Origin of the sequence: Streptomyces sp. AA1529 (assembly GCF_000280905.1) — a bacterium.
Lineage (GTDB): Bacteria > Actinomycetota > Actinomycetes > Streptomycetales > Streptomycetaceae > Streptomyces.
In genome coordinates this window covers 94,443-121,402 of record NZ_ALAP01000030.1, presented here as the reverse complement: position 1 = coordinate 121,402, position 26,960 = coordinate 94,443, and the positions used below count along the sequence as shown (strand labels likewise).

General features: G+C 75.9%; 2 protein-coding genes and 1 pseudogene. All 3 read right to left on the bottom strand.

Annotated elements, in window-relative coordinates:
• Window positions 1-110 precede the first annotated feature (110 nt).
• Window positions 111-1,334, bottom strand: a complete 1,224-nt coding sequence (locus A949_RS0108590; protein WP_019355595.1) for a cytochrome P450 — start codon at window positions 1,332-1,334, stop codon at window positions 111-113.
• Window positions 1,331-4,708: an ACP S-malonyltransferase gene (gene fabD / locus A949_RS0108585; protein WP_019355594.1), complete on the bottom strand. Its 3,378-nt coding sequence runs from the start codon at window positions 4,706-4,708 to the stop codon at window positions 1,331-1,333. The genes A949_RS0108590 and fabD overlap by 4 nt, the downstream gene beginning before the upstream one ends.
• A pseudogene (locus tag A949_RS38955) lies at window positions 4,705-26,943 on the bottom strand (amino acid adenylation domain-containing protein); the annotation flags it as partial. The gene fabD and the pseudogene A949_RS38955, both read right to left, overlap by 4 nt.
• Between the last annotated feature and the right edge of the window lie 17 nt (window positions 26,944-26,960).

The following is a 26,960-nucleotide window of genomic DNA, read 5'->3' as shown; positions in this document are numbered from 1 at the left end:
TTCGTGCGCGCCGGGCGGGTGTCCGCCGGGCGGTCGTCGTCCGGGTGCGGGCGGGTTCCGGGGTGCGGTGCCCGGCTCCGGTGCCCGCCCGCCGGCACCGGAGCGCGGGCTCACACGCGGATCGGCAGCCGCTCCGCGCCCCGCAGGGTGAGCAGGCCGTTCCACTCGACGGGACCGTCCATGGCGAGTCCGGGAAAGCGGCGGACGAGTTCGCCGATCGCCACCCGGCCCTCGATGCGCGCCAGTGCGCCACCGAGGCAGTAGTGCATCCCGCCGCCGAAGGAGAGCTGCTTGCGGGCGTTCTCCCGCTCCAGCCGCAGCTCCTCCGCGTCGGGGCCGAAGAACTCCTCGTCGCGGTTGGCCGCGGCCAGGTTGGCGAGCACCATCGAACCGGCCGGGATCTCGTACCCGCCGACGTGGTACGGCTCCAGGGTGATCCGGCGGCTGCTGTGCGTCGGCGGGTCGTAGCGCAGCATCTCCTCGACCGCGTTCTCCCCGATCCCGGGCCGGGCCCGCAGCAGCTCCAGTTGGTCGGGGTTGCGCAGCAGCGCCAGGGTGCCGCCGGAGATCAGGTTCACCGTGGTCTCGTAGCCGGCCACGAACAACGTGGTGACCTGGGCGACCAGTTCGTCGTGGCTCAGCGTGTCCCCGTCGTCCTCGGCCGCGATGAGTGCGGTGAGCAGGTCGTCACCGGGATCGTCGCGCTTGCGCGAGACGGCGTCGCCGACCACCTCGAAGATCTCCGCGTCGGCGGCCTCGATGACGCGCATCACCTCCGGGTCGGTGGTCAGTTCCACCGAGCGCATCAGCAGGCTGGTGAGCATCCGCAGGTGCTTGGTGTCGATCGGCGGCATGCCGAGCATCCGCGTCATCACGGTGAACGGCAGCGGGAAGGCCAGCTCCTCGACCAGGTCGCCGCCGCCGGCCGCCGCGATGCCGTCGAGGGCCTCGTCGACCAGTTCGCGGACCATCGGCTCCAGGCCGTTGATCGCACGGACGGTGAACGCCTTGGTGACCAGCTTGCGCAGCCGGGTGTGGTCCGGCGGGTCCAGGTCCAGCAGTGCCAGGCCCTTCAGCCTGGGCTTCTCCGAGACACCGGCCCTCGCGTAGGCGTCCCGGAACGGCCCGGGGGCGACATGGCGCTGGTCGACCGAGTGCTTGGAGCGCAGCAGCGCGTCCACGTCGGCGTAGCGCGAGAGCATCCAGAAGCCGCCCGGATGCTCGTGCACCGGCACCTGCCGACGCAGTTCGGCGTAGTGCGGGTAGGGGTCCTCCATGAACTCGGGGGTGAACGGGTAGTAGATCAGGGGCTGGTCCTGCGGAACGGTGCTCATGACTGCACCGCCTCCTTCCTCGCTGGTCGTCGGCTCGGGTCCGGCCGCTCCTGCCGCATCCCGCCGAAGCTCCGCAGCCGGGCTGCGACGTGCTCCGCGGCGCCGTCCAGGAGGACGTCGCAGACGGCCTCGACCGTGCGGGCCCGCCAGGGGTGCAGCCCGGTTCCGGCGACGGCCTGGTTGAAGGCGCCCATCGCCGGGCCGCAGTGGACGAGGTGATCGGCCCGGTCCGCGGCGTCCCCGCGCACCGCGAGCCGGAAGCCGCGGGCGAAGTAGTTCCGGAACAGGTCCGCGAGCTCCGCCTTGCCGTCCTGGCCCGGTGGCGCGGGCGGCGGGTGCTCTCCGCCCAGTCGGCGGTCGAGGATCCGCTCCCTGGTGGCCTCGTCGAGTTCGGCGAACGAGGTGTGCCGCCGCCACAGCTCGTGCAGCCTCGTCGCCCGGGCCGGGAAGAGCAGGCCCCGCTTCAGATAGCGTGCCTGCCCGCCCAGTTCGAACAGGTCGGCCCAGGGCGCGGTGTCCACGTCGTGCTGGTGCGCCTGTTGCAGCAGGTCCTTGACGTGGTCGCTGGTGGCGGCCTCGACCGTGCACTGGTTGACCGAGCCGGTCAGGACGAAGTCGGCGCCGAGCAGGAACGCCGCCGCGGCCGCCTCCGGGGTGCCGATGCCTCCGGCGCAGCCCACGTGCACGCGGGGGCCGGGCGGCGCCGCCTCGTCGCGCAGCCGCAGGACCGCGGGCAGCAGGGTGAGCAGATCGGCGCCGACGCACTGCCAGCCGCCATCCGCCTCGACGCACAGGTCGTCGGCCATCGGCCGGGACGCCGCTGCCGCCGCCTCGGCCGCGGTCACGGCCCCGGCGTCCAGCAGCCGTGCGACCAGCCGCTCGGGAGGCGGCGCGAGGAACGCGGCGGCCATGTCGGTTCTGGAGACCTTCGCCAGGACGCGGCCGCCCTTGAGCCGGAAGCGCACCAGGTCCTCGGTGAGCACCGGGAACCCGGATGCCTCCACGAGGTCGACGCCGTGCCGCAGGAGCTGGTCGACCAGCTCCGCCTCGCGTTCCGGAGCGCCGTGCCGGTAGCCGAGGTTGGCCCCGACGGCGGCTTGCGGCTCCAGTTCGCGGAGCCGGCCCTCCAGCTCGCCCCGGGTCAGCCCGCCGGTCCCGAGGAAGCCCAGGAGTCCGGCCTTGGCCGTGGCACGGAGCAGCTCCGGTCCGGAGACGCCGCCGTGCATCGATCCCACGGCGTAGGCCCGCAGCAGCCCGTACCGTTCGCGGAAGCTCCGGGCTCCGAGGCCGTCCGCGGTGACCGCGGGCGCCGGGTGCTGCTCCGCGCCCGCCGCCGGGGCCGCGGGGGCCGGTTCCCCGGTGGGCGGTGCGGGGGCCGGTGCGGGCGCTGTGGTCCCGGCGGACGGCGCCGGGGCGGCCGGAGCGGCCGGACCGGCCGACGGGGCGGGTTCGGCGGCGGTGATGCGCTCGACCAGCTTGGTGAGCACCCGTCCGGGGCCGAGTTCGACGAAGTCGGGTTCGCCGTGCTCCCGCACCGCGCGGACGACGTCGGTCCAGCGGACCGGCGCGGCGATCTGCGCCGTCAGCCGTTCCTTCAGCGTGTCGGGGGTGTACGGGCGGGCGTCGACGCCCGCGAGCACCGGGACGGCGGGCGGGCGCAGTTCGAAGCCGTCCAGGAACGGGCCGAACCGCTCGGCCACACCGCGCATGTAGCGGGAGTGCAGCGGCGCGCTGACATGCAGCCGGACGGTGCGGGCTCCTGCCGCGTCGAAGGCGGCGCAGGCCGCGTCGACGCCCTCGGCCGGGCCGGAGATCACGAACTGGTCCGGCGCGTTGTGGTTGGCCAGGTCCAGGGCCGCCAGGGCGGGGTCGGCCAGCAGCCGGGTGACGGTCGCCTCGTCGGTCCCGACCACCGCGGCCATGCCGCCGCCGTCCGCCTCGGCCATCAGCTCGCCGCGCCGCCGCACCAGCCGCAGACCGGTCTCGAAGTCGAGGACCCCGGCCGCGAACAGCGCCGCGTACTCGCCCAGGCTGTGGCCCACCAGGAAGTCCGGCGGCTCCGGGTCCCGGGCCGCACGGTCCAGGTAGCCGAGGGCGCTCACCACGTAGACGGCGGGCTGGGTGAACTCGGTCCGGGCGAGGCGCCGTTCGGGGTCCCGGACGCACAGCTCCTCGATGGAGTAGCCGAGCACCTCGTCCGCGAGTGCCGTCTGCGCGGGGAACCGGCCGAAGAGGTCCTTGCCCATCCCGCGGCGCTGGGAGCCCTGGCCGGGGAAGCCGTAGACCTTCGCGGGGCGGTCCGCCGGGTGCCGGTCGGTGGTGTCCCGGACCGTCGTGGGGCGGTCCTCGGCGCGAGCGTCCGCGCCGCGGGTGGCCGCGGCGGCGGGCTGCCGCCGGGGGGTGCGGGCGGCACGGGCGCGGACTCCGGCGAGCAGCTCGGTGTCCTTCTCGAACTGGCTGAGCAGCGGCAGCGACACCGACCGGCCGTCCTCGGGGAGCAGTTGCCGCAGGAAGTTGTGCAGCGTCCCCGCCGGCCCGAGGTCCAGGTAGAGGAAGTCGCCCCGCTCGCGCAGCGCGGCCACCGCACGCTCGAACTCGATCGGCCGCCGGGCGACCCGCCAGAAGTGGTCGGCGGTCACCTCTCGCACCGGGGCGCCGTCCACGCAGGAGGTCCAGGGGATGCGCGGCGGGGCGAGCGCCACCCCCTCGAAGGTCGCCCGGCAGGTGTCCAGCGCCTCGTCCATCAGGCGGGAGTGGAAGGCGTACTCGACCGGCAGCCGGACGTGCAGCACGTCGGCGGCCCGCAACGCCGCCTCCGCGCGCGCCAGATCCGCCTCCGGCCCCGACACCACGAAGCTGCCCGGATAGTTGTGCGCGGCGATCTCGCACACCCGCAGCTCGGGCACCCGGTCCAGCACGTCGGTTCCGGTGAGCACGGCGAGCATGCCGCCGGGCGGGCTCGCGCCGACCAGGTCGGCCTGCTGCACCAGCAGCCGCAGGCAGTCCACCGGGTCGAGGCTGCCCGCGACGACGGCCGCGGTGTACTCGCCCAGGCTGCAGCCCAGGACCCGGTCCGGCTCGATGCCCTCGGCGCGCAGGGTCTCCGTCAGCGCGAGTTCGATCATGACGATGCCGGGGTGGGTGATCCGGGTGTCCAGGAGCGGATGGTTCCGCGGCTTCGCCGGGTCGAAGATCCTGGCGAGCACCGACTCGCCCAGCTCCTCGGCCACGGCGGTGTCGTAGCGGTCCAGCGCGGCGCGGAACACCGGCTCGGCGTCGTAGAGCTCCTTGCCCATGCCGTAGTACTGGGAGCCCTGGCCGGCGTACGCGAAGACGAGGGGCTGCCCGCCGTGCGGCGGCTGCGTGGTGCTCATCGGTACTTGTCCCAGAACAGGCCGGTGGCCGCGGCCCCCGGTGCGGTGGTTCCTCGGATGACGGTCCTCCGGTTCAGTTCGGGTTCCGGCAGTGGAGTCCGGACGCGGTGGCGGGCTTCGGGCGCGGGCGCCAGCACGACGTGCGCGTTGGTGCCGCCGTCGGCGAAGCAGTTGAGCGCGGCCAGCGGCGCCGACTCGGGCCACGGGCGGGGCCCGCGGGGGAAGTCCAGCGCGGAGGCGGCCAGGTCGAAGTGCTCCAGCGGCTCCTGTCCGGAGCCGAACGGCACCTGTTCGCCGTGCCGCAGCATCAGGACGACCTTGATGAGCGCCGCGATCCCCTCCGCGGCCAGCGGATGACCGATGTTCGGCTTGACCGAGCCGAGGGAGACCGGGCGCTCCGCCCCGGCGCCGTACACCGCCTGCACCGCCTTGAGTTCGAGGAGATCGGCGACGGTCGATCCGGAGCCGTTGGCCTCCACCCAGCCGACCTCGTGGGGAAGGTGGCCGGCGTGTGCCAGTGCCTCGGCCATCACTCCCTTCTGGGCCTCCAGGCTCGGTGTGGCCGGGCCGGCGGTCCGCCCGTCGTTGTTGATCGCCACGCCCTTGAGGACGGCGAGGACCCGGTCGCCGTCCTGCTGCGCCCGTGCCAGCGGTTTGAGGAGCACGCTCCCGGCGCCCTCGCCCAGGACGAGCCCCGAGGCCCGGCGGTCGAAGAGGTGGAACGCGGCGCCGGTGCTGAGCAGACCGCGCCGGGCGAAGATCCGGTGCGCCCGGTCGTCGGCGAGCAGGCTGACCCCGGCGACCACCGCCGCCTCGAGGCTCCCGGCCCGCAGGGCCTGTGCGGCCATGTCCAGCGCCACCAGCGCGGAGGAGCAGGCGGTGTCGACGACGACGCTGGGGCCGCGGAAGTCGAAGAACTGGGAGACGTTGGCCGACAGATAGTTCTGGCCGGTGACCATCACCGGGTTCGCCGCCCGGTCCACCAGCGCCTCGTCCGGTGCGCTCGTGGCCCGTCCGCCGACATACACCCCCACGCGCCGCGACTTGAGCTCCTGGGGCCGGTATCCGGCGTGCCGGACGGCCCGGTCGACCTCTTCCAGCAGCAGCAGCGCCTGCGGATCCATGGCGGCGACATCCGCCTCCGACAGCAGGAACGCCTCCGGGTCGAAGCGCAGCTCCTCCGGCAGCAGTCCCGCGTGGTAGCCGTGCAGCCCGCCGAAGCGCTGCTCGGGGAGCGGGCGCAGCGCGCTGCGCCCCTGCCGCAGCAGCTCCCAGTACTCGTCCGCGGAGGCTGCGCCGGGGAAGCGGCAGGAGAGTCCGACCACCGCGATGTCGTCCCGCCCGGTGGTGTCCGCTCCGCGCGGTGCGGCCTGCCCTCGGGGGGCGGCCCGGTCCCGGTCCGGTCCGGACCCCGCCGCGCCGGACTCCGTGGCGTCCGGGGCCGATCCGGGGACGGCGGGTGCCGGTTGTGCCACGGGCTCCGCGGTGCCGGCTGCGGAACGGCCGAAGACCGCGGCGAGCTGCCGGGGGTGTTCCTCGGCGAGGTGCTCGGCGAACTCGTCGGCGGTCGGGTACTCCAGCAGCGCCGTCGGGTCGAGCGAGACGTCGAGCTGCTTGGCGAGGGTCTGCACGAGCTGGGTGACCAGGATCGAGTCGATGCCGAAGTCCTGGACGGGCACGTCGGGCGACAGTTTGGCCCGGTCGAAGCGGAGTTCCAGGGCGAGCCGGTCGAGCAGCCAGGAGGCCACCGCCTCCCGCGCCGCGAGGAGGGCGCCCGGCTCGGCCGGAGCCGGATCCGCGGCGGCCGGCTCGCCGTGGGGTCGCGTACGGCCCGGGGCCTTCCGCCCTCCGGTGGGGGCTGCCGGGTCCGCGGCGGGCGCGGCCGCTCGCACTCCGGACGCCGGCGCCCGGCGGCCGGTCAGCAGCTCGGGGCGCCAGTCGGCGTCCGCGCGAACCGCCGCGGGCAGGACCACCCGCTCCCCGGCGGCCAGGGCGCGGTCCAGCAGCGCGAGTCCCTGCGCGTCCGGGAGGGCCGCGAGCCCGGACGCGCGGTAGGCGGCGCTGCGCACCTCCCCCATGCCGGTGTCCCGCCAGCTGGGCCACTGCACGCTGATCAGCGGCAGCCCGTGCGGCCGCGCCGCGGCGACCTCGTCCAGGAAGGCGTTGGCCAGCGCGTAGTCGCTCTGTCCGACGGCCAGCGCGGGGACCGCGGCGGTGACCGAGGAGTACAGCACGAAGAACTCCAGCGGCTCCGTGCGGAAGCACTGCGTCAGCGCGTCGAGCCCGAAGACCTTCGGGCCGAGCACCCGGGCCAGGTCCTCCGGGGTCTTGCGGACGAAGGCGGGGTTCTCGGAGTCGGTGGCACCGGCGCAGTGGATCACCCCGCCCACCGGGCCCAGCTCGCGTTTCACGTCGGCCAGGGTCCGGGCGAGCGCCGCGGGGTCCTCCAGGGGAACGGCCCGCACCTCCAGCTGCACGCCCTGGTCGGCGAGTTCGGCCAGCGGGCGGAGCTTGCGGCCCAGCGCGGTGTCCGCGCGCAGGTGTGCGGCCCACTCGGCGCGCGGAGGCAGTTCCTCGCGGCCGGTCAGGACGAGCTTGCGCACACCGTGCCGGGCGACGAAGTGCCGGGCGGTCAGCAGCCCGAGCCCGCGGGTGCCGCCGGTCACCCACAGGACGCGGCCCTCCGGGAAGCGCGGTGTCCGCGGCGCGGCGGGCGGCAGCGTCCGCAGCGACGCCCGGTGGCGGACGCCCTCGCGGTAGGCGACCTCGGGCTCCTCGCTGTCGAGGGCGAGTTCACCGGCCACCCGGGCGCACAGCTGCTCGTCCCCGCACGGGCCCACGTCCACATGCCGGGAGCGCAGCTGCCGGTACTCGCTCTGGAGCATCCGGTACAGGCCCACTCGGGAGGCGCCGCCCAGCGCGGACTCCGGGCCCCGGGACACCAGCAGCGCGCGCAGCTCGCGGCTGCCCCGGTCGACGACCTGCTGCAGCCAGCGCAGCCAGGTGTACAGCGCCGGGCCGTCGACGGGCAGGGCAGATCCGGCGCAGCCCGCCAGGTCGACCACCGCGTCGTAGCGGTCCCAGCGGGTCCCGGGATCGGCCAGCTCGGCGTCGAGCCGGGCGGTGCCGAGCACGTCGGCGGCCGGGAGCGCGGCAGCCAGCCGGGCGGCCAGCTCCTCGGTGCCGGGGGCGGCCAGGACCGCGGTGCACGCGGGCGGGGCGCCGCGCCCGGCGGGCTCCGCCGGGACCCAGTCCCGGGTCAGCAGCAGCTCTGCGGCGGCGGGTCCGGCCTCCGGGGTGCCGGGTCCGGGGGTGGATCCGGCGGCGGGCCCGGCGGCGGGTCCCGCGGACGGGAGGGACGGGCCGGGCGCGGGCCCGGCCCCGGTGACCGGTGCCGGGCCGGGCGCCGACGGCGTACCGGTCACCGGCGCCGCGCCGACGGCGGCGAGTTCGGCATCCGCCGCGGCCAGCCGGACCCGCTCGCCGCCGAAGGGGTAGCCGGGCAGCGGCACCCGGCGGGGCAGCGGTCCCGGGTGCAGCGCACTCCAGTCGACCGGCTGTCCGGAGGTCCAGGCCGCCGCACAGGCGGCCGGATCGTTCCCGGGCGGGTCGCCCCCGGCGGGCTTGCGCGGGTCGACCACCCCGGTCCAGCTCTCCTGGGGCTGCCCTCCGTCCGCGAACTCGGCCAGCCGCGCGGTGAGCTGACCGAGCGTCTCGAACCGGACGGCGAGCCGGTGCGCCATGGCCTCACGGCCGGACTGGAGCGTCCAGGCGACCTCGTGCCCGGCCCACCCGGCACCCTCGGTGCGCAGCCGGGAGGCCAGGCGGCGGGCCTGCTCGGCCAGCCGGTCGGAATCCCGCGCGGAGAGCACCGCGAGCTGCGGACCGGCCGGGGCGGCCGGCCGCTCGGGCGCCGCGGGGGGCTCCTGGAGGATGATGTGCGCGTTGGTGCCGCCGGCGCCGAAGGAGCTCACCCCGGCGGTCCTCGGCGCCTCGGTGCCGTCCGCGCGCAGCCGGCGCGGCCAGGGCGCCCCGTCGCGCTGCACCCGGAACGGGGTCGCCGCGAAGTCGATGTTGGGGTTGAGTTCGTCGGCGTGCAGCGACGGGGCGAACTCGCCGTGCCGCATCTGGAGCAGCACCTTGGTGAGCGCGGCGATGCCCGCCGCCGACTCGGCGTGTCCGATACCGGACTTGACGGAGCCGATCGGCAGCCGCTCGGGCAGGTCGCCGTCGAAGGCCCGCAGCAGGCCGGTGATCTCCACCGGGTCGCCGAGGGCCGTGCCGGTGCCATGCGCCTCGATGTAGTCCAGGTCGGCCGGGCGCATCCGGGCGCGGTCCAGCGCGGTGCGCACCAGATCGCCCTGCGCCTTGGGGCTGGGCACGTTGAAGCCGCGGCCGGTGCCGCCATGGTTGACGGCGGACGACTTGACGACGGCCAGCACCCGGTCGCCGTCGGCGAGCGCCGCGTCGAGGCGCTTGAGCAGCACGGCACCCGAGCCCTCGGACGGGACGTAGCCGGTCCCGTCCGCGCCGAAACTGCGGCAGCGGCCGTCCTCGGAGAGGAAGCTGCGCCAGGCCAGCTGGAGGTACTTCGCCGGATGCGTGGAGATGTTGACCCCGCCTGCGACGGCCGTCTCGCAGTCGCCGTCGCGGATGGCCTGGCACGCCTGGTGGATGGCGACCAGCGCGGAGGAGCACATCGTGTCCACGGCGACGCTGGGGCCGGTGAAGTCGAAGAAGTAGGAGACCCGGTTGGCCACCGAGGCGTAGGACGAGTGCGGGGGCGGCCCCTCGCCCCGCAGCGCCTCCTGGACGCCGTAGAGCTGGTACTGGCCGTACATCATGCCCGCGAACACGCCGGTACGGGAGCCGCGCAGGCTCTCGCGGGTGCGGCCCGCGTCCTCCAGCAGGTGCCAGACGGTCTCCAGGAAGACCCGCTCCTGCGGGTCGGTGAGTTCGGCCTCGATCTGCGACATCCGGAAGAAGAGCGGATCGAACCGGTCGGCGCCGCGGAGGAATCCGCCCCATTTGCCGTACGTCCGGCCGGCGGCGGACTTGTCCGCGTCGTAGAACGGGGCGTGGTTCCAGCGGTCGGCCGGGATCTCCTCGATGCAGTCCCGGCCGGCGCGCAGGTTGCGCCAGAACTCGGCGATGTCGTCGGCCTGCGGATAGCGGCCCGCGACGCCGATGATGGCGATCTCGTCCCCGGCCCCGGCCCCGGCCGCGCCGCCTTCCGCCGGCCGGACGGCTTCGACCGCGCCCCGCGCCGCCGGTGCCGCACCGGCGACGGCGGCCCCGGCTTCCGCCGCGGCGGCCGGTACCGGCTCCGGCGCGGGCGCGTGCTGGGGCGGCGCGGGCTGCTCGGGCACGGCGAACGCGTCGGGGTGTGCCGCGGCCAGGTGGTCGATCAGCTCGGCTGCCGTCACGTACTCGAACAGCAGGGTCTTCGAGAGCGGGCCGCAGTGCGCTTCGAGCCGCTGGGTCACGCTCATGGTCAGCAGCGAGTCCACGCCGTAGTGGTCGAAGGAGTCCGCGGGGTCGATCTCCGCGGCGGGGAGCCGCAGTTCCTCGGCCAGGATCCCCAGCACCACCCGCTCGGCCTGCTCCCGTACGCCGCTGCCCGGCTGCGCTGCGGCGGCGGGCGACGGCACCGCCGGGGCCGGGGCGTGCGCCGAGCGGCCGTCGAGCGCGGTGCGGATCCGGACGGGATCACCCGGCGCCAGCAGCAGCCGGGGCGCGGTGCCGGCCAGCGCGCCCTCCAGCGCCTCCAGCCCCGGTGCGGTGCCCAGCGGCCGGATGCCCAGCACCCGCTCCACGTACTCCTCCGCGGCGGCGTCGATCCGCATGCCGCCGTCCGCCCAGACCGGCCAGCCGGCGGCGAGGGTGCGGCCCTGCCGGACGCCCTCGCGGCGCAGCCGCTCCCGCTGCTCGGCGAAGTGGTCCAGGAAGGAGTTGGCGAACGCGTAGGCGGTCTGCCCCGCGTTGCCGAACGCCGCCGCGACGGAGGAGAACAGCACGAAGTAGTCGAGTGCGTCGTCCCTGGTGGCCTCGTCCAGCAGCACCGTCCCACGCACCTTGGCGGCCAGCACCGCCTCCGCGGCAGCACGGTCCGTGCGCTGCATCAGCCCGTCGCCGAGCACCCCGGCGGCGTGCAGGACACCGGAGACCGCTCCGTGCTCCGCGCGGACCCCGGCCAGCAGCGCGCGCACCGCGGCGCCGTCGGCCACGTCGGCCGGCACCACCCGGGCACCGGCCGCCTCGGCCCGGGCACGGGCCTCGGGACCGGGGGCGCTCCGCGCGGCGAGCACGATCCCGCCCCGGGGCAGGCCCGCCGCGCGCCGCACGCCCGCGAGGTGCTCGGCGAGCAGCAGCCCGAGCGCACCGGTGCCACCGGTGATCACATGGGCACCAGGACCGGTGAACGCCGAGGCGTCCGCGGCCGGCAGCGCGACCTGCCGCCAGGAGCGCCGGCTGCGGCCCGCGGCGGAGATCCGCACCTCGGGCTCGCCCTCGGCGCCGAGTTCGGCGGCCACCGCGTCCGCGAGCGGACCGTCCGCCACGGCCAGCACCCCGAAGTCGACCGCCGGATGCTCGGCCCGCACCGAGCGGGCGAACGCGGCCATGGCCGGGTGGGCGGGCGAGGTGGCCGGTTCCCGGTGCACGTAGAGGTAGCGCAGCGCGCCGCGGCGCTGCCGCTGCCACTCCTGGAGGAACGCCCTGGCGGTGTGGAAGCCGTGCTCCAGCGCGCTGTCGGGGTCGGTGTGCTCACCGGCCGGCTGCACGACGTGCAGCGGCGCGCCGGTCTCCGCCCGGAGGGCCGCCTCGATGCCGGGCCCGGAGTCGGGGACGAGGCGCCGCACGTCCGCGCCCGCCACGGTCAGCGCGGCCTGCACGGCCGCCCCCTCGGAACCCGCGTCCAGCACCAGGACGGTCCCGCGCGGTGCCCGCGGGGTCTGCGGTGCGGGCTGCCAGACCGGTTCGAACGCGGCCACCGCGTCCGGCGCGCCCGCGGCGTCGGTGCGGGGCAGCTCCCGGAGGGTGAAGGCGTCGAGGGTGGCGACCACTTCGCCGGTGCGGTCCAGCAGCGCCACGTCGAAGCAGAGTGTCCCGGCCGCGCGCGGGCCCGCGGCGGGGGTGGCGTGGGCGAACAGCTGCTGCGGCAGCGCTGCGTGCAGCCGGACCGAGCCCAGCGAGAAGGGCAGGTACGGCAGTGGGCGGGCCGGGTCGTGCGCCGCGGACGCGAGCCGCCCCGCCGTCTGCAGCGCCGCGTCGAGCAGCGAGGGATGGAAGACGTAGTCGCCCGCGTCCGCGGTGCGGTCGGCGGGCAGGCGCAGCGCCGCCAGCGCCTCGCGCTCCCCCACGGCGAGTTCCTCGATCACCTGGAAGCTCGTGCCGTAGTCCAGGCCCAGCCGGGAGAAGTCGCGGTAGCAGCTCGCGCCGTCCTGCACGGCCGGGCAGCGGCCGCGTACCGCCGCGACGTCGACCCCGGCGGGCCGCGGTCCGGGCGAGCCGAGCAGCAGGGTGCCGCGCGCATGGGCCCGGGGGCCGCCGTCCGCGCTGTGCACCTCGAAGGCGGTGCCCGCGGGGTCGGCACCGAGGCGGACCTCCAGCCGCTGCCCGCCGGCCGCGGGCAGCCGCACCGGCGCGGCCCACACCAACCCGTCGACGCCGCGCACCGGCCGCCCGGCGGACAGTTCACCGGCCAGCCGGGCGATCTCCAGGTACGCGACGCCGGGCAGCACGCGTTCGCCGCCGACGACGTGGTCGCGCAGGAAGAACTCCGTACCCGTGAGCGTCTTGGCGAACACCCGCTCACCGGGAGCGGAGCCCTCGGCGGATGGGGAGACCTCGGAGTCCAGCAGGGTGGGGTGCAGCCGGGCGGCTCCCGGCTGCGGAGCCGGGGACGGAGCCGCGGCCGGGGGCTGGGCCGCGGCCGGGAGCTGGGCCTGGGGCGGCGCGAACCAGTGGCGGGTGCGGGCGAAGGGGTAGCCCGGCAGATGCACCCGCCGGCGGGCCGCGTCCCGGTGCAGCTCGGCCCAGTCGACCTCGGCACCCGCCACCCAGGCGTCGACGGCCGCGCTCAGGTCCCCGGCCGCGGTGACGGTGCGCGGCGTGGCGTTCCGTTCGGCCCGTCCGGTGCGCACCGTCGAGGGGCGGCCCGCCAGATAGGCGGCCAGCTCGCTCCGCAGCGCGGCCACGCCGTCCGCCACCACGGCGAGCCGGTACGCCATCGGCTCCCGGCCCGTCTGGAGCGTGAACGCGAGGTCGCCCGGCGGGACGGGCCGGTCCGCCACGTGGTCCGCGAGCCGCTGCGCTGCGCTCCGCAGCGCAGCGGGGGTGCGTGCCGACAGCACGTAGGCGTGCTCGGCCGCCTCCTCCGCACGGGCGTCCGGCATCTGTGCCTCCTCCAGCACGATGTGTGCGTTGGCCCCGCCGAAGCCGAACGAGCTGACCCCGGCGCGGCGCGGCAGCTCGCGTCCGGCGGCGTCGTACCGGCGCGGCCAGGGCCGGGCGGTGGCGGCCACCTCGAACGGGCCGCCGTCGAGTTCCAGGTGGGGGTTCTGCTCGTGGAAGTGCAGGCCGGCCGGGATGGTGCCGTGTCCGAGCGCGAGCACCGTCTTGAACATTCCGGCGAGTCCGGCGGCGGCCTCCAGGTGGCCGATGTTGGTCTTGACCGAGCCGAGTGCGCAGCCGGGCGCCGCCTCGGTGCCCTGCTCCGCGCGGAGTTGCCGGAAGGCCGCGGACAGCCCGGCCGTCTCGATCGGGTCGCCGAGCGCGGTGCCGGTGCCGTGCGCCTCGAGGTAGCCGACGGACTCCACCGGGACGTCGGCGGTCCGGTACGCCTCGACCAGGAGTTCGGCCTGGGCATCCGGGTTGGGCGCGGTCAGTGACGTGGTGCGGCCGCCGTGGTTGGCGACCACGGCCTTGACCGTGGCATGCGGGGCGTCACCGTCCCGCCGGGCCCGGTCGGCCGGTTTGAGCAACACCGCGCCGACACCCTCGCCCCGGACATAGCCGTCGGCCCGGCTGTCGAACGTCTTGCAGCGGCCGTCGGGGCTGAGCATCTCGCCCTGGTCGAGCACCTCGTAGACGCTCGGCGTGAGGATCAGATTGACGCCCCCCGCGATCGCCAGGTCGCAGGTGCCGTCCCGAAGCGCGGCACACGCCTGGTGGACCGCGGTGAGCGAGCCGGAGCAGGCCGTGTCCACCGCCATACTCGGCCCGCGCAGGTCCAGCATGTAGGAGATCCGGTTCGGGATCACCGACAGCGCCGCGCCGGTGGCGGTGTGCCCCTGCGGGCCGTGCCCGGCGGCCCGCTGGGCCTCCAGGTAGTCGTTGTTGGCGACGGCGACGAACACCCCGACGCGTTTGCCGGCCAGTTCGGAGGGCCGGTATCCGGCGTCCTCCACGGCCGACCACACCACCTCCAGCAGGATCCGCTGCTGGGGGTCCATCAGCTCCGCCTCCCGGGGGGAGATCCCGAAGAAGGCCGCGTCGAAGCAGTCCACGTCGGGGACGAAGCCGCCCCGCAGGGGGTGCGGCCCCTGCTGTCCGGACCGCTGTCCGCTCCACCGGTCCGCGGGCACCTCCCTCACCAGGTCGTTCCCGGCGGCCAGATGCTCCCAGAACACGGCCAGATCCGGTGAGTCGGGCAGGCGTGCGGCCATGCCGACGACCGCGATGTCCGTGCCCCGCCGCTCCTGGGCACGCGGCTCGGCGGGCTGCGGCGCCGTGGCGGAGTCAGCGGCGAGGGCCTGACCGGCGGCCGGGACGACGGCCGGGTCGGCGGCGCCGAAACGCGCGCCGAGCTGCGCCGGATACTGCTCCCACAGGTGCCCGGCCAGCGCCCGCAGGGTGCCGCGGCGGTAGAACAGCGTGGGCCGGACGTCGATGCCGTAGGCGGTGCGCAGTTCGGCGCTGAGCGCGGTGAAGGTCACCGAGTTCATGCCCACTTCGCCGAGCGGGGTGTGCGCCCCGATCTCCTCGGCCGGCACGCCGGCGAGGCGGGCCACCGTACCGGCCAGTTCGGCCTCCAGCGCGGCGGTGGGCGCGCCGGGTCCCGGGGCAGGCTGCGACGGCACCCCGGCCCCCGTCTCCGGCCCCCGGACGCCGGAGACGCCGAAGCGGGCCCGCACCGCGTCCGGCGGCAGGGCGGCCAGCGCGGCCCGGTCGACCTTCTCGTTGAGGGTGTGCGGGAAGCCGGTTACCGGGATCATCACGTCCGGGACCATGTACGCCGGCAGCCAGGCAGCGAGCTGCTCGGCGGTCGGGTCGGGGCCGCTCCCGCTCCGGGTCCAGCAGGCCAGCAGCGAGCGGTCGCCGCCGCCGGTGCCACGCGCGACCACCACGGCGTCGCGGACACCCGCCAGCCGCCGCAGGGCCGCCTCGATCTCCTCCAGCTCCACGCGGTGGCCGCGCACCTTGACCTGGGAGTCGATCCGGCCCAGATGCTCGATCCGCCCGTCGGGCAGCCGCCGGACCAGATCACCGGTGCGGTACATCCGGGCTTCGGACCCGATGGCGAACGGGTCGGGCAGAAAGCGCTCGGCGGTCAGCTCGGGCCGCTCCAGATAGCCCTCGGCCACTCCGTGACCGCCGATGTACAGCTCGCCCGGCACCCCGGTCGGGACGGGCCTGCCCGCGCTGTCGAGCACGTACAGCGCCGTGTTGGCGAGCGGCGTCCCGACGGTGACCCGGTCGCCGGGGGCGAGCCGGGCCGCCGCCGACCAGATGGTGGTCTCGGTGGGGCCGTAGAGGTTCCACACCTCCCGGTTGCCCGCGAGCAGCGCCTCCGCCAGTTCGGCGGACAGCGCCTCGCCGCCGCACAGCACCGTCAGCCGGGGGTCACCCCGCCATCCGGCGGCGAGCAGCATGCTCCAGGTCGCCGGGGTGGCCTGGAGCACGGTGGCGGCGCTGCGCTCGACCGCGTCGCGCAGCCGCAGTCCGTCCCTGGTCGCGGCGGTCGGCAGGATCTCCACGGTGCCGCCGGTGATCAGCGGCAGGTAGAGCTCCAGGCCCGAGATGTCGAAGCAGACCGTGGTGAGCGCCAGCAGGGTGTCCCCCGGTCCGAATCCGGGCTCGCGTGCCATGGACCACAGGAAGTTGGTCAGTGCCCGGTGGGGGACGCGTACGCCCTTGGGCGTGCCGGTGGACCCCGAGGTGTAGATGACGTAGGCGGTGTCGGACGGGTCCGCGGGCCCGGGCGACGGGGCGGCGGGCGGCTCCGCGCCCCCGTCGAGCAGCAGCCGGGGCACCGTGTCCCCGCAGGTCGCCTCGACGGCGGAGTGCGTGAGCAGCAGGTGCAGTCCCGCGTCCCGGGCCATGAACTCCAGTCGCTGCTGCGGGTAGGCGGGATCCAGCGGCACGTAGGCGCCTCCGGCCGCCTGCACCGCGAGCAGGGCCGCGGGCAGGTCCGCGTCGCGCGGCAGCAGCACGCCGACCGTGCGTCCCCGGCCGACACCGGCGGAGCGCAGCCGGGCCGCGAGTGCCTCGACGCGCTCCCGCAGCGCGCGGTAGGTCAGCTCGCCCGTCTCGTCGCGGACGGCCACCGCTCCCGGCCGGGCCTCGGCCTGGCTCCGCACCAACTGCCAGACCAGGGTGTCGGCCGGATACTCGGAGGGGGCGGGCGGCGCGAGTGCGGTCCGCTCGTCGGCCGTCAGCAGGTCCAGCGCGCCGACCGCGGTCGCGGGCGCGGCCGCGGCGGAGGACAGCAGGGTGACGAAGTGTTCCCCGAGGCGCTCCACAGTGGTCGCGTCGAAGAGGTCGGGGTTGTACTTGAGGGTGTACCGGCAGCCGTCGGGGTGGTCGACCAGATCCAGGGTCAGATCGAACTCGCCCTCCTGGTGCACGCCGTCGACGCGCTCGCCCACCAGCCCGTCACCGCGCAGGTCGCGGGTCCAGTTGTGGAAGTAGAAGGCGACGTCGAACAGCGGGCCCGCGGACGCGCCCGGCTCCGCGCGCCGCAGCTCCTCGGTGAGGGTGAGCAGCGGATAGCCGCTGTGCTCCAGCGCGCCGAGCACGGTGCGGTGGGTGCGCCGCAGCAGCTCGCGGAAGGACTCCTGCCCGTCCACCCGCTCGGCCAGCACGACCATGTTCATGAAGTACCCGAGCACGTCGTCGTAGCCGCTGGGCGGCCGGTTCGCGGTCGGGGTGCCGACTGCGACATCGGCCTGGTCGCTGTAGCGGTGCAGCAGCACGAAGAAGACCGCCAGCATGACGCTGGACAGCGAGGTGCGCTCCCCGCCGGCCAGGGCGCGGACCCGCTCGGTGACCTCCGCCGGGACGCGCCCCTCCACGGCGGCGCCCCGGAATCCGGGCACCGGCGGCCGGGGGCGGTCCAGCGGCAGCGCCACGGAGGTCCGGCGGCCCCGCAGCCGGTCGGTCCAGTACGCGCGCAGCCGGTCGCCCGCGGGGCCGTCGAGCAGGTCGCGCTGCCATGCCGCGAAGTCGGCGAAGGTGTGCTCCGGCCGGTCGGTGGGCAGCGGACTCCCCGCCCGGAGCGCACGGTAGCCGCGGTCGACCTCCTCCAGCAGCAGGGGGATCGACACCCCGTCGAGCACCAGGTGGTGCACGGTCAGCAGCAGCGCCTGGGCACCGTCGCCGAGCGTGTACAGCGTCGCGCGCAGCAGCGGTCCTTCGGCCAGGTCGAACGGTCGGCGCAGGTCGGCACGCACCCGCTCGCGCAGGTCGTCCTCCGCGACGGAGGTGAGGAAGACCTGCTGGAAGGGGAGTTCGGGTTCGTCCGCGATCCGGACGTACGGCCCGTCCGTCCCGGTGCGGATTGTCGCGCGCAGTTCCTCGTGCCGGTCGAGCAGGTCCTGCAGGACGACGCGCAGGGCGAGCACGTCGACGCCGCGGTCGAGCCAGAAGGCGAGCGGCAGGTTGTAGGCATGGTTGCCCGGGGCGATCTGCTCGATCACCCACAGGGCGCGCTGGCCCTCGGACAGCGGGTGGGACGTCCGCGCTCCGGTACCGCGGGGCCGCAGGACGCGCGCGGCCTCCGCCGCGGCCGGCGACGCACCGGCGAGGGACGCACCGGCAGGAGGCGCAGCAGCGGGTGACGCACCGGGAGGAGACGCCGCGTCGACGGGCGACGCGGCGGCCGGCACGGGAGCGGACACCTCCGCCGGGGCCCGCACGGGAGCCGCGGACACGGCCGGGACCGCGGCGGTCGGCGGCTCGGCGGCGGCCCGCGGTTCGGCGGCGGTCGGCGCAGCGGCTTCCGGACCGGCGGCGAGCGGCTCGGCAGTGGCCGGTGCCGCGGTGGCCGGTGCCGCGGTGGCCGGCTCGGCCGTACCGGTCAGCCACTCCGAGGTCAGGTGGACGGTGAGTTCGCGCAGCGTCGGACGCTCGAAGAACTCGTCCAGCGGTACCGCCACCCCGAACTCCTCGTCCACCGCGGAGACGATGCGCAGCCCGCTGAGCGAGTCGAAACCGTAGTCCGCGAGCGAGCGGTCGGGGTCGATCGGCTCGTCCAGCTTCAGGATCCGCTCCAGCAGGTCCCGCAGCCGGGCCTGCACCCCCTCGGCCGGCACCGGCCCCGCCGCCGGCGTCTCCGCGGCGGGGGCGGCCTGCGGAACCGCGGCGGACGGACCGGTCACGGGGTGTGCGCTGCGGGCCACGAGCACCCGCTGGCCCAGGTCGGCCTCGTCCGCGCCGAGTGCCGCGACCTGTGTGAAGCCCTCCTCCTCCAGGAGCCGCGCCCACCGGTCGGGGGTGGCCAGCGGCGAGCCGCCGATGCGCAGCTCACCGTCCTCGAAGGCCCACCAGCCCTCCATCACGCCGCCGCCCACCGTCAGATACGGGCGGATGGCGGTCAGTTCGTTGAGCACCAGCAGGCCGCCGGGCTTGAGCAGCGAGCGGATCGCGCGCAGGGTGTCCCGCAGGTTCCGGGTGGCGTGGACGACGTTGGTGGCGACCACCGCGTCCGCCGACTCTCGGGCGATCCGCTGTTCGGCCGGGTCGCGCTCCAGATTGAGCAACTGGAACCGCACACCGGGGTGCTGTGCGGCGAAGCGTTCGCGGCCGTGGTCCAGGAAGCGCGGCGAGATGTCGGTGAAGGCGTAGCCGACGCGGTCGGTGTGCCCGGCCAGGACCGGCAGCACACGCTCGGTGGTGGCCCCGGTACCGGCGCCCAGTTCCAGGACCTCGAAGGTCTCCCGCTCGGCGAGCTGCGGCAGCCGGGCTGCCAGATGGCGCCCGACGGCGTCCGCGACGAGCGAGTTGAAGAAGTCGGTCAGCGGGTTGCCGCGGTACAGGTCCCGCACCAGCTCCATCGAGGAGTCGGGGAACATCACCTGGGTCCCGACCAGTTCGGCACGCAGCAGCCGCGGGTACACCCGCAGGAACTCCCGGTTGAGGGACGCGGTGGGTGCGATGTCGGGACAGTCGGCCGCGGCGCGCTCCAGCGCGGCCTCCCACTCCCCCGCACGGCCGACCGCGGCGGTGGCGGTGAAGCAGCCGTCCTCGTAGGTCAGATATCCGGCGTCCGCGAGCAGGTCGAGCAGCGCCTCGTGCAGCCGCCGGAACTTCTCCCGGATGCGGAGCGCGCCGCGCAGCTCCTCGGCGCGGTGCTGCTCGCCGGGACGCCGGAAGGCGCCCATCTCCTGGTAGGCGCCGAGCACTCCGGAGACCGAGGCCGCGTCCAGTGCCGCGTACCCGGCCAGCACCCGGCCCACGGCTGGGTCGAGACCCGGCTCGGCGCCGGGGCCGCCGGACCCGTCCGCCGCGGGCGGCTCGGGGGACGCAGCGGCCGGGGCCGCGCCGGCCGGGGCCGGGGCCGCGCCGGTCGGGGCGGCGCCCGGGAGCGGGCGGCGGTCGGCGGGGAGCCGGGGTATCCAGCAGCGTTTGCGCGCGAAGGGGTAGCCGGGCAGCTCGATCCGGCGGGCGCCCGCCGGGGCGATCCGGGACCAGTCCACCTCGGCCCCGGCCAGCCAGCACGCCGCGACCGCCGTTGCGTCGCCGCGGGTCAGCGCCTGCTCCAGAGTGCCGGCCGCCGCCTCGTCCGGACGTGCCCGGTGCGGCGCGGCCTGCCCGGTGACGACCCGGTCCCCTGCGTGGCCCGCCGCGTACGCCTCCAGCAGCTCCGCCGCCTCGGCCACCGAAGCCGCGGTCAGCGCCAGCCGGAACTCATGGGCGCTGCGGCCCGACTGCAGGGTGTGGGCGATGTCCGCGAGCCGCAGCGCCGGGTCGACGGCCCTCCCCGTACCGGGCAGCAGTCCGGTCACCGCGTCGGCGACGGCGCCGATGGTGTCCGCGCCCTGCACGGCCGGGGGCAGCTCGGCGCCCAACTCCTCGGACAGCAGCGTGAAGTAGTGAGCGCGCTCGGCCAGGCCGAAGCCGCAGTCGACGAGGTCGTCCGCCGCCTCGAGGGAGCCGGGCCGCACCCCGGCCACCTCGGCGGCCAGCCGCACGCACAGCTCTTCGGCGTCCACTGCGGCCCCGCTCTCCGGCCCCGACCGGTCCGGGCCGCCGCCACCGCGCAGGAAGGCCGCCAGGTCCGCCGCGTAGGCACCCAGCCGCTCCTCGCTCCTGGCCGACAGCACCAGCAGCTGTTCCCCGGTGTCCTCCGGCGGTTCGGGCGCCCCGGCCGGCACGTACTCCTCCAGGGCCACGCAGGCGTTCGCCCCGCCCGCGCCGAAGGAGCTGACGAGGGCCCGCAGCGGCGGCCCGGAAGCGCCGCCGGCCGCATCCGCCGCGGCGTCGTCCGCCCCGCTCCCCCGCCGCGACCACGGTTCCAGGCACTGCTGCACCTCGAACGGCGTGCTGCCGAAGTCGATCTCCGGGTTGCGGCGCTCCGCGTGCAGCGAGGGTGCCAGCTTGCGGTGCCGGAACTGGAGCAGCACCTTGGTCAGCCCGGCGATGCCGGCCGCCGCCTCCAGATGGCCGATGTTGGTCTTCACCGAGCCGAGGGCCGTCGTCGGCCGCTGCTCCCGGTGCGCCGGGTCGACCGGTCCGCCGAACGCCTCCACCAGACCCGCGACCTCGATGGGGTCGCCGAGATGGGTGCCGGTGCCGTGCGCCTCCACGTAGCCGACGCTTTCGGCGTCGAATCCGGCCCGCTCCAGCGCCGCACGGACCACTTCGGCCTGCGCCGACGCCTTCGGCACGGTGTAGCCGCCCGCGTCGCCGCCCGCGTTGACGGCCGATCCGCCGAGCACGCCGAGCACCCGGTCGCCGTCGGCGACCGCCGCCGCCAGCGGTTTGAGCAGCACGGCGCCGACCCCCTCGCCGTCGACGAAACCGTCCGCCTCCGCCCCGAACGCCTTGAGCCGGTCCCCGCGGGAGAGCATCCCGGCGCGGGCCAGGCCGCGCAGGTGCTGCGGGTGCAGGATCAGGTTGACGCCGCCCGCCAGCGCGGCGGTGCACTCGCCCGCCCTGATGCTCTGGCAGGCCAGATGGACCGCGGTCAGCGACGCCGAGCAGGCGGTGTCCACCGCCAGGCTCGGCCCGGTGAAGTCGAAGAACGCGGAGACCCGGTTGGCGACCGACCAGTGGTGGGAATGTGCGTCCGTCGGCACGCCGAGTGCGTCGGCCTCACCGCCCAGCCACGCGTAGTCGTTGCTCATCACCCCGGCGAACACCCCGACGGGGCCCTGTGCCGCGAGCCGGTCGGCCGGATACCCGGCGTCCTCCAGGACGGCGGCGGCCGTCTGCAGGAACAGCCGCTCCTGGGGGTCCATCGCCTCGGCATCGGCCGGAGAGATGTGGAAGAACAGCGGGTCGAACGCGTCGACGTCGTCGAGGAAGCCCGCCCACTTGCTGTAGGAGCCCCAGGTGCCGGTCGGGTCGTGGTGGGCGTCCGCGTCCCAGCGATCGGCGGGCACCTCGCGGATGCAGTGCCGTCCGCGCGCCAGGTTCTCCCACAGCTGCCCGACGGTCTCGGCCAGCGGGTAGCGGCCCGCGACGCCGACGATCGCGATCCGGTCCCCGGCGCCGTCCGCGGCCGCACGGCGGTCCGGAGCCGGCCCCTCCGCCGGTTCCGGTGCCGGTTCCGGTGCAGCGGGCCGGTCCGCGGTTCCGGTGCGGGCCACCGCGGCGGCCCGCGCGGCCCCCGCGTCGGCCAGCCGGCCGGCGAGGAAGGCCGCCAGCCGGCGCGGCGTACGGTGCTCGAAGACCATGGTCGCGGGCAGCCGCAGCCCGGTGCGGGCGCCGAGCCGGTTGCGCAGCTCCAGCGCCCCGAGCGAGGTGAGGCCGAGACGCTGGAACCCTGCGTCGGGGTCGACGGTGTCGGCCGCTTCGTGCCCCAGCGCCACCGCGGCCTCCCGCAGAACCAGTTCGCCGACGAAGCGTTCGCGCGCGGCCTCGGACATGCTCGCCACGTCCGTGCCCCGGCCGCCGGTGGCCACCGGCCCCCCGGCCGAGGATGCGGCGGTGAGTCCGGTGGGCCGTCGGCGCCGGGCCGGAACCGGGGCGCGGAACAGCGCGGCGAGAGCGCCGGGTTCCCCGGCTGCGGGGTCCAACCGGGCGGCGACCAGGTGCGCACGGTCGCCGCCCACGGCGGCGTCGAGCAGCGCCAGCCCTTCCTCGGTGGCCAGCGGGCGCACTCCGGCACCGGCCAGCCGCGCCAGGTCCGCCTCGTCGAGGCGGCCGGTCAGGGCGCTGCGCTCGGCCCACAGACCCCAGCCCAGCGCCAGCCCGGGCAGGCCCAGACCGCGGCGGTGGTGTGCCAGCGCCTCCAGGGCGGCGTTAGCCGCCGCGTAGTTGCCCTGGCCCGCGGTGCCCAGGGTGGCGGCCACCGAGGAGAACAGCACGAAGGCCGTGAGGTCGAGGTCCCGGGTCAGCTCGTGCAGCGTCCAGGCGCCGTCGGCCTTCGCCGCGAGCACGGTGCGCAGCCGCTCCGGGGTGAGCGAGCCGAGCACGCCGTCGTCCAGCACTCCGGCGGCGTGCACGACGGCACGCAGCGGACGGTCGCCGGGGATCGCGGCCAGCACGTCGGCGAGCGCCGCGCGGTCGGCGACGTCGCACGCAGCGGAGGTCGCCGTCGCGCCCTCGGCGGTCAGTTCGGCGGCGAGTTCCGCCGCCCCCCGGCGACTGACCAGCACCAGATCCCGCACGCCGTGCTCCGCCACCAGATGCCGGGCCACCAGCGCGCCGAGCGTGCCGGAGGCCCCGGTGATCAGCACCGTGCCGTCGGCGGGGAACGCGGCCCGGGCGGGTCCGGCGTGCGGCGGGGTGCGGACGAGGCTCGGCACCCGTATCCCGCCCTCGCGCACCAGGACCCGGTCCTCGCCGGACGCCAGCACGGACGGCAGCACCCGCGGCAGCCCGTCGGGGTCGTCGGTGTCGACGAGCACGATCCGGTCCGGATTCTCCGTCTGCGCGGACCGTACGAGGCCGTGCACCGCGGCCGCCGCGGGGTCCGGCAGCGCGCGGGTTCCGGCACCGTCCGCCCGCTCCTCGCCGGTGTCCGCGCCGTCGCCGGCCGGCACGCCGTCGCGGGTCACCACCACCAGGCGTCCGCCGGTGGTCTCGGTCCCGGCCAGCCAGGTCTGCAACTCGTCCAGCAGCGCCGAGGTCACCGCGTGGATCCTGGCGGGCGGGTCGCCCTCGGCGGTCGGGCAGTGCAGCACGGTGACGTCCGCGGGGACGCCGTGCGCGTCCGGCACGGCGGGTTCCGCGGGCACCGCGTCCGGCCCGGCGGGGTGCCAGGTCAGCTCGAACAGCGCCGCCTCGCCGCCCGCGAGGGCGCCCTGGGCGGCGCTCAGCGGACGCAGCGCCAGGGAGTCGGCGGACAGGATTCCGCGGCCGGTGCCGTCGGCGACCAGCACGGCCACCGAACCGTCCGCCAGGAGCGTCAGCCGCACCCGCAGGCCGGTCGCCTCCGCTGCCGCGTCCCGGTCCAGCCACCGCACCCCGTGCCAGGAGAACGGCAGCGCGGGCTCGGTCTCCGGGTCCAGCGCCGGGTGCAGCGCGGCGTCCAGCAGCGCCGCACGTACCGGCTCGGCCGAGGCCACCTCGGCGAACAGTTCGTCGCCGCGCCGCCACAGCGCCCGCAGGCCGCGGAAGCCGGGCCCGTACTCCAGGCCCTGTGCGGCCAGGTCCTCGTACCGGGTGCCGAGGTCGGCCGGTTCGGCGTCGGCGGGCGGCCAGTCGGCGATGTCCGGCCCGACGGTGTCCGCCGGTCCGGTCGGCGCGGAGAGCGCCCCGGCCGCGTGCAGCCGCCAGTCGGTCCGCGCCTCCCGCGCATACAGCCGCAGCGGCCTGCGGCCGCTCCCGTCACCGGGCTCCACCTGGAGCTGCAGCTCGATCTCGCCCTGCTCGGGCACCAGCACGGGCGCCAGCAGCGTGAGTTCGTCCACCACCTCCCCGTCCGTCCCGGCCTGCAGCGCCATTTCCAGCAGTGCGGTGCCCGGCACCACGACCCGGCCCCGCACCCGGTGGCCCGCCAGCCACGGGTGGCTGCTCAGCGAGAGCCGTCCGGTCTGCACGGTCCCCTCGCCGTCCGCCAGGTCGAGGGGGGCCTCCAGCAGCGGCCGGGGGGTCTCCAGCCAGTAGCGGCGCTGCTCGAAGGCGTAGGTGGGCAGGTCGACCGTGCGGGCGGCGGTGCCCTCGAAGGCCTGTGTCCAGTCCACGGCGCGGCCGCTCGCGTGCAGCCGGGCCATGGACAGCAGGAACCGGTGCGCGGCGTCCTCGTCCCGGCGCAGGGTGTCCGCCACCACGACTCCGCCGCCCGGGACGGTGTCCGCCGTGTCCTCGGTGTCCGCGGTGTCCTCGACCGCTGTGGTCAGCAGCGGGTGCGGGCTGACTTCCACGAACGTCCCGAACCCGGCCGCCACCAGGGCCCGCACGGTCTCCTCGAACCGCACCGGCTCCCGCAGGTTGCGGTACCAGTAGCCGGTGTCCAGCTCCGTGCCCTCCAGCGGGCCCGCCGTCACCGTCGACCAGAACGGTACCCGGGCGGGGCCCGGTTCGACCGCGGACAGCACGTCGGCGAGTTCGCCCTCCAGGGCCTCCACGTGCCGGGAGTGCGCGGAGAAGTCGACCCCGGGCACGTTCCACCGCATCACCCCGGCCTTCGCCAGCACCCTGCCGAGGTCCCGCAGCCCGTCGGGGTCGCCCGAGACGACCACCGTGTGCGGGCCGTTGACCGCCGCCACCGAGACCCGGTCGCCCAGTGGTGCGATCCGTTCCCGGACCCACTCCTGCGAGGCCACGATCGACAGCATCCCGCCGCTGCCGCTGAGCGCCCGCAGGGCGCGGCTGCGCAGTGCGGAGATCCGGGCGCCGTCCTCCAGGGACAGCGCGCCCGCGACGCACGCGGCGGCGATCTCGCCCTGGGAGTGGCCCACCACGGCGGAGGGTTCGAGTCCCGCGGCCCGCCACACCTCGGCCAGCGAGACCATCACCGCCCACAGCGCGGGCTGGACCACGTCCACTTCGGACAGCGCGGCCTCGTCGTCGAGGACCTCCGAGAGCGACCAGTCGACGTGCTCGTCCAGCAGCCGTTCGCACAACTCCAGCCGGGCGGCGAAGACCGGGGAGGTCTCCCGCAGCCGCCGGGCCATGCCGGCCCACTGGGAGCCCTGCCCGGGAAAGACCCACACCGTTCCGGACTCGGGCGCCACCGCCCCCTCGACCACCCGCGGCGAGGGCTCGCCCGTCGTCAGCGCGGCCAGGCCGGCCAGCAGCTCGGCACGGTCCCCGGCGACGACCACGCCGCGGTGCTCCAGCGCCGAGCGGGTCGTCACCGTGGAGAAGGCGATGTCCAGCGGGTCCGCGTCCGGGTCGGACTCCACCCGCTCCAGCAGTCGGCCGGCCTGCGCACGCAGCGCCGTCCCGGTCGCGGCCGAGACCACCACCGGGGCCGGGACCCCGGCCCCGGAGCGGGGCGCCTTCGGCCCCGCGGACTCCGCGTCGTCCGCCTCCGCCTCCGACTCCGGCTCCGAGGGGTGTTCGAGGATCACATGCGCGTTGGTGCCGCTGGCGCCGAAGGCCGACACCCCGGCCCGGCGGGGCCGCCCGTCGGCCGTGGGCCAGGGACGCTGCCCGGTCAGCAGTTCCACCGAACCGGCCGACCAGTCGATGTGCGGGGACGGCTCCTGGACGTGCAGCGTGCGCGGCAGCACCCCGTGCCGCATCGCCAGCACCATCTTGATCACACCGCCGACACCCGCCGCGGCCTGCGCGTGGCCGATATTGGACTTGAGCGAGCCGAGCCACAGCGGTTCGGTGCGCTGCTGCCCGTAGGTCGCCAACAGCGCCTGCGCCTCGATGGGGTCGCCCAGCACCGTTCCGGTGCCGTGCGCCTCGACCGCGTCCACCTCCGCGGCGGACAGCCCGCCGCTCGCCAGCGCCTGCCTGATCACCCGCTCCTGCGCGGGCCCGTTGGGGGCGGTCAGTCCGCTGGAGGCGCCGTCCTGGTTGACCGCCGAGCCGCGCACCACCGCCAGCACCCGGTGCCCGTTGGCCCGCGCGTCCGCGAGCCGCTCCAGCACCAGCACCCCCACACCCTCCGACCACCCCGTACCGTCCGCAGCCGCCGAGAACGCCTTGCACCGGCCGTCCGACGCCAGCGCGCGCTGCCGCGAGTACTCCACGAAGGTCCGCGGGGTGGACATCACCGCCACACCACCGGCCAGCGCCAGCGAACACTCACCCGCACGCAACGACCCCGCCGCCAGATGCAACGCCACCAACGACGACGAACACGCCGTGTCCACCGACACCGCAGGACCCTCCAGACCGAGCGTGTACGCCACCCGACCGGAGGCGACACTCGGCAGACTGCCGGTGAACAGGTGCCCCTCGAACCCGCCCGCGTCATGCGCCAGCCGTGCCGCGTAGTCGCTGTACATCACCCCGGCGAAGACTCCGGTGGCACTGCCGCGCAGGGAGGAGGGAGCGATCCGCGCGTGCTCCAGCGCCTCCCAGCTCGACTGCAGCAGCAGCCGCTGCTGCGGATCGGTCACCAGCGCGTCCTTGGGGGACATGCCGAAGACGGCAGGATCGAACTCCGCCGCGTCGTGCAGGAATCCCCCGTGCCGGGTGCTGCTCGTACCGGGCCGCTCCGCGTCCGGGTCGTAGAGGTCCGCCAGGTCCCAGCCGCGGTCGACGGGGAACTCGGAGACCGCGTCCACCCCGTCGACGACCAGCCGGTGCAGCTCCTCGGGCGAGGTCACCCCGCCGGGGAAGCGGCACGCCATACCGACGATCGCGAGCGGTTCCCGCTCGGCCGACTCCAGCGCGTCCAGCTTCCGCCGCGTGCTGCGCAGTTCGCTGGTCACCCGCTTCAGGTAGCCGAGCAGCTTCT

Bases quoted from the DNA above. Each gene is read 5' to 3' on its own strand.
- fabD (WP_019355594.1), bottom strand. From the start codon at position 4,708: ATGAGCACCACGCAGCCGCCGCACGGCGGGCAGCCCCTCGTCTTCGCG.
- A949_RS0108590 (WP_019355595.1), bottom strand. From the start codon at position 1,334: ATGAGCACCGTTCCGCAGGACCAGCCCCTGATCTACTACCCGTTCACC.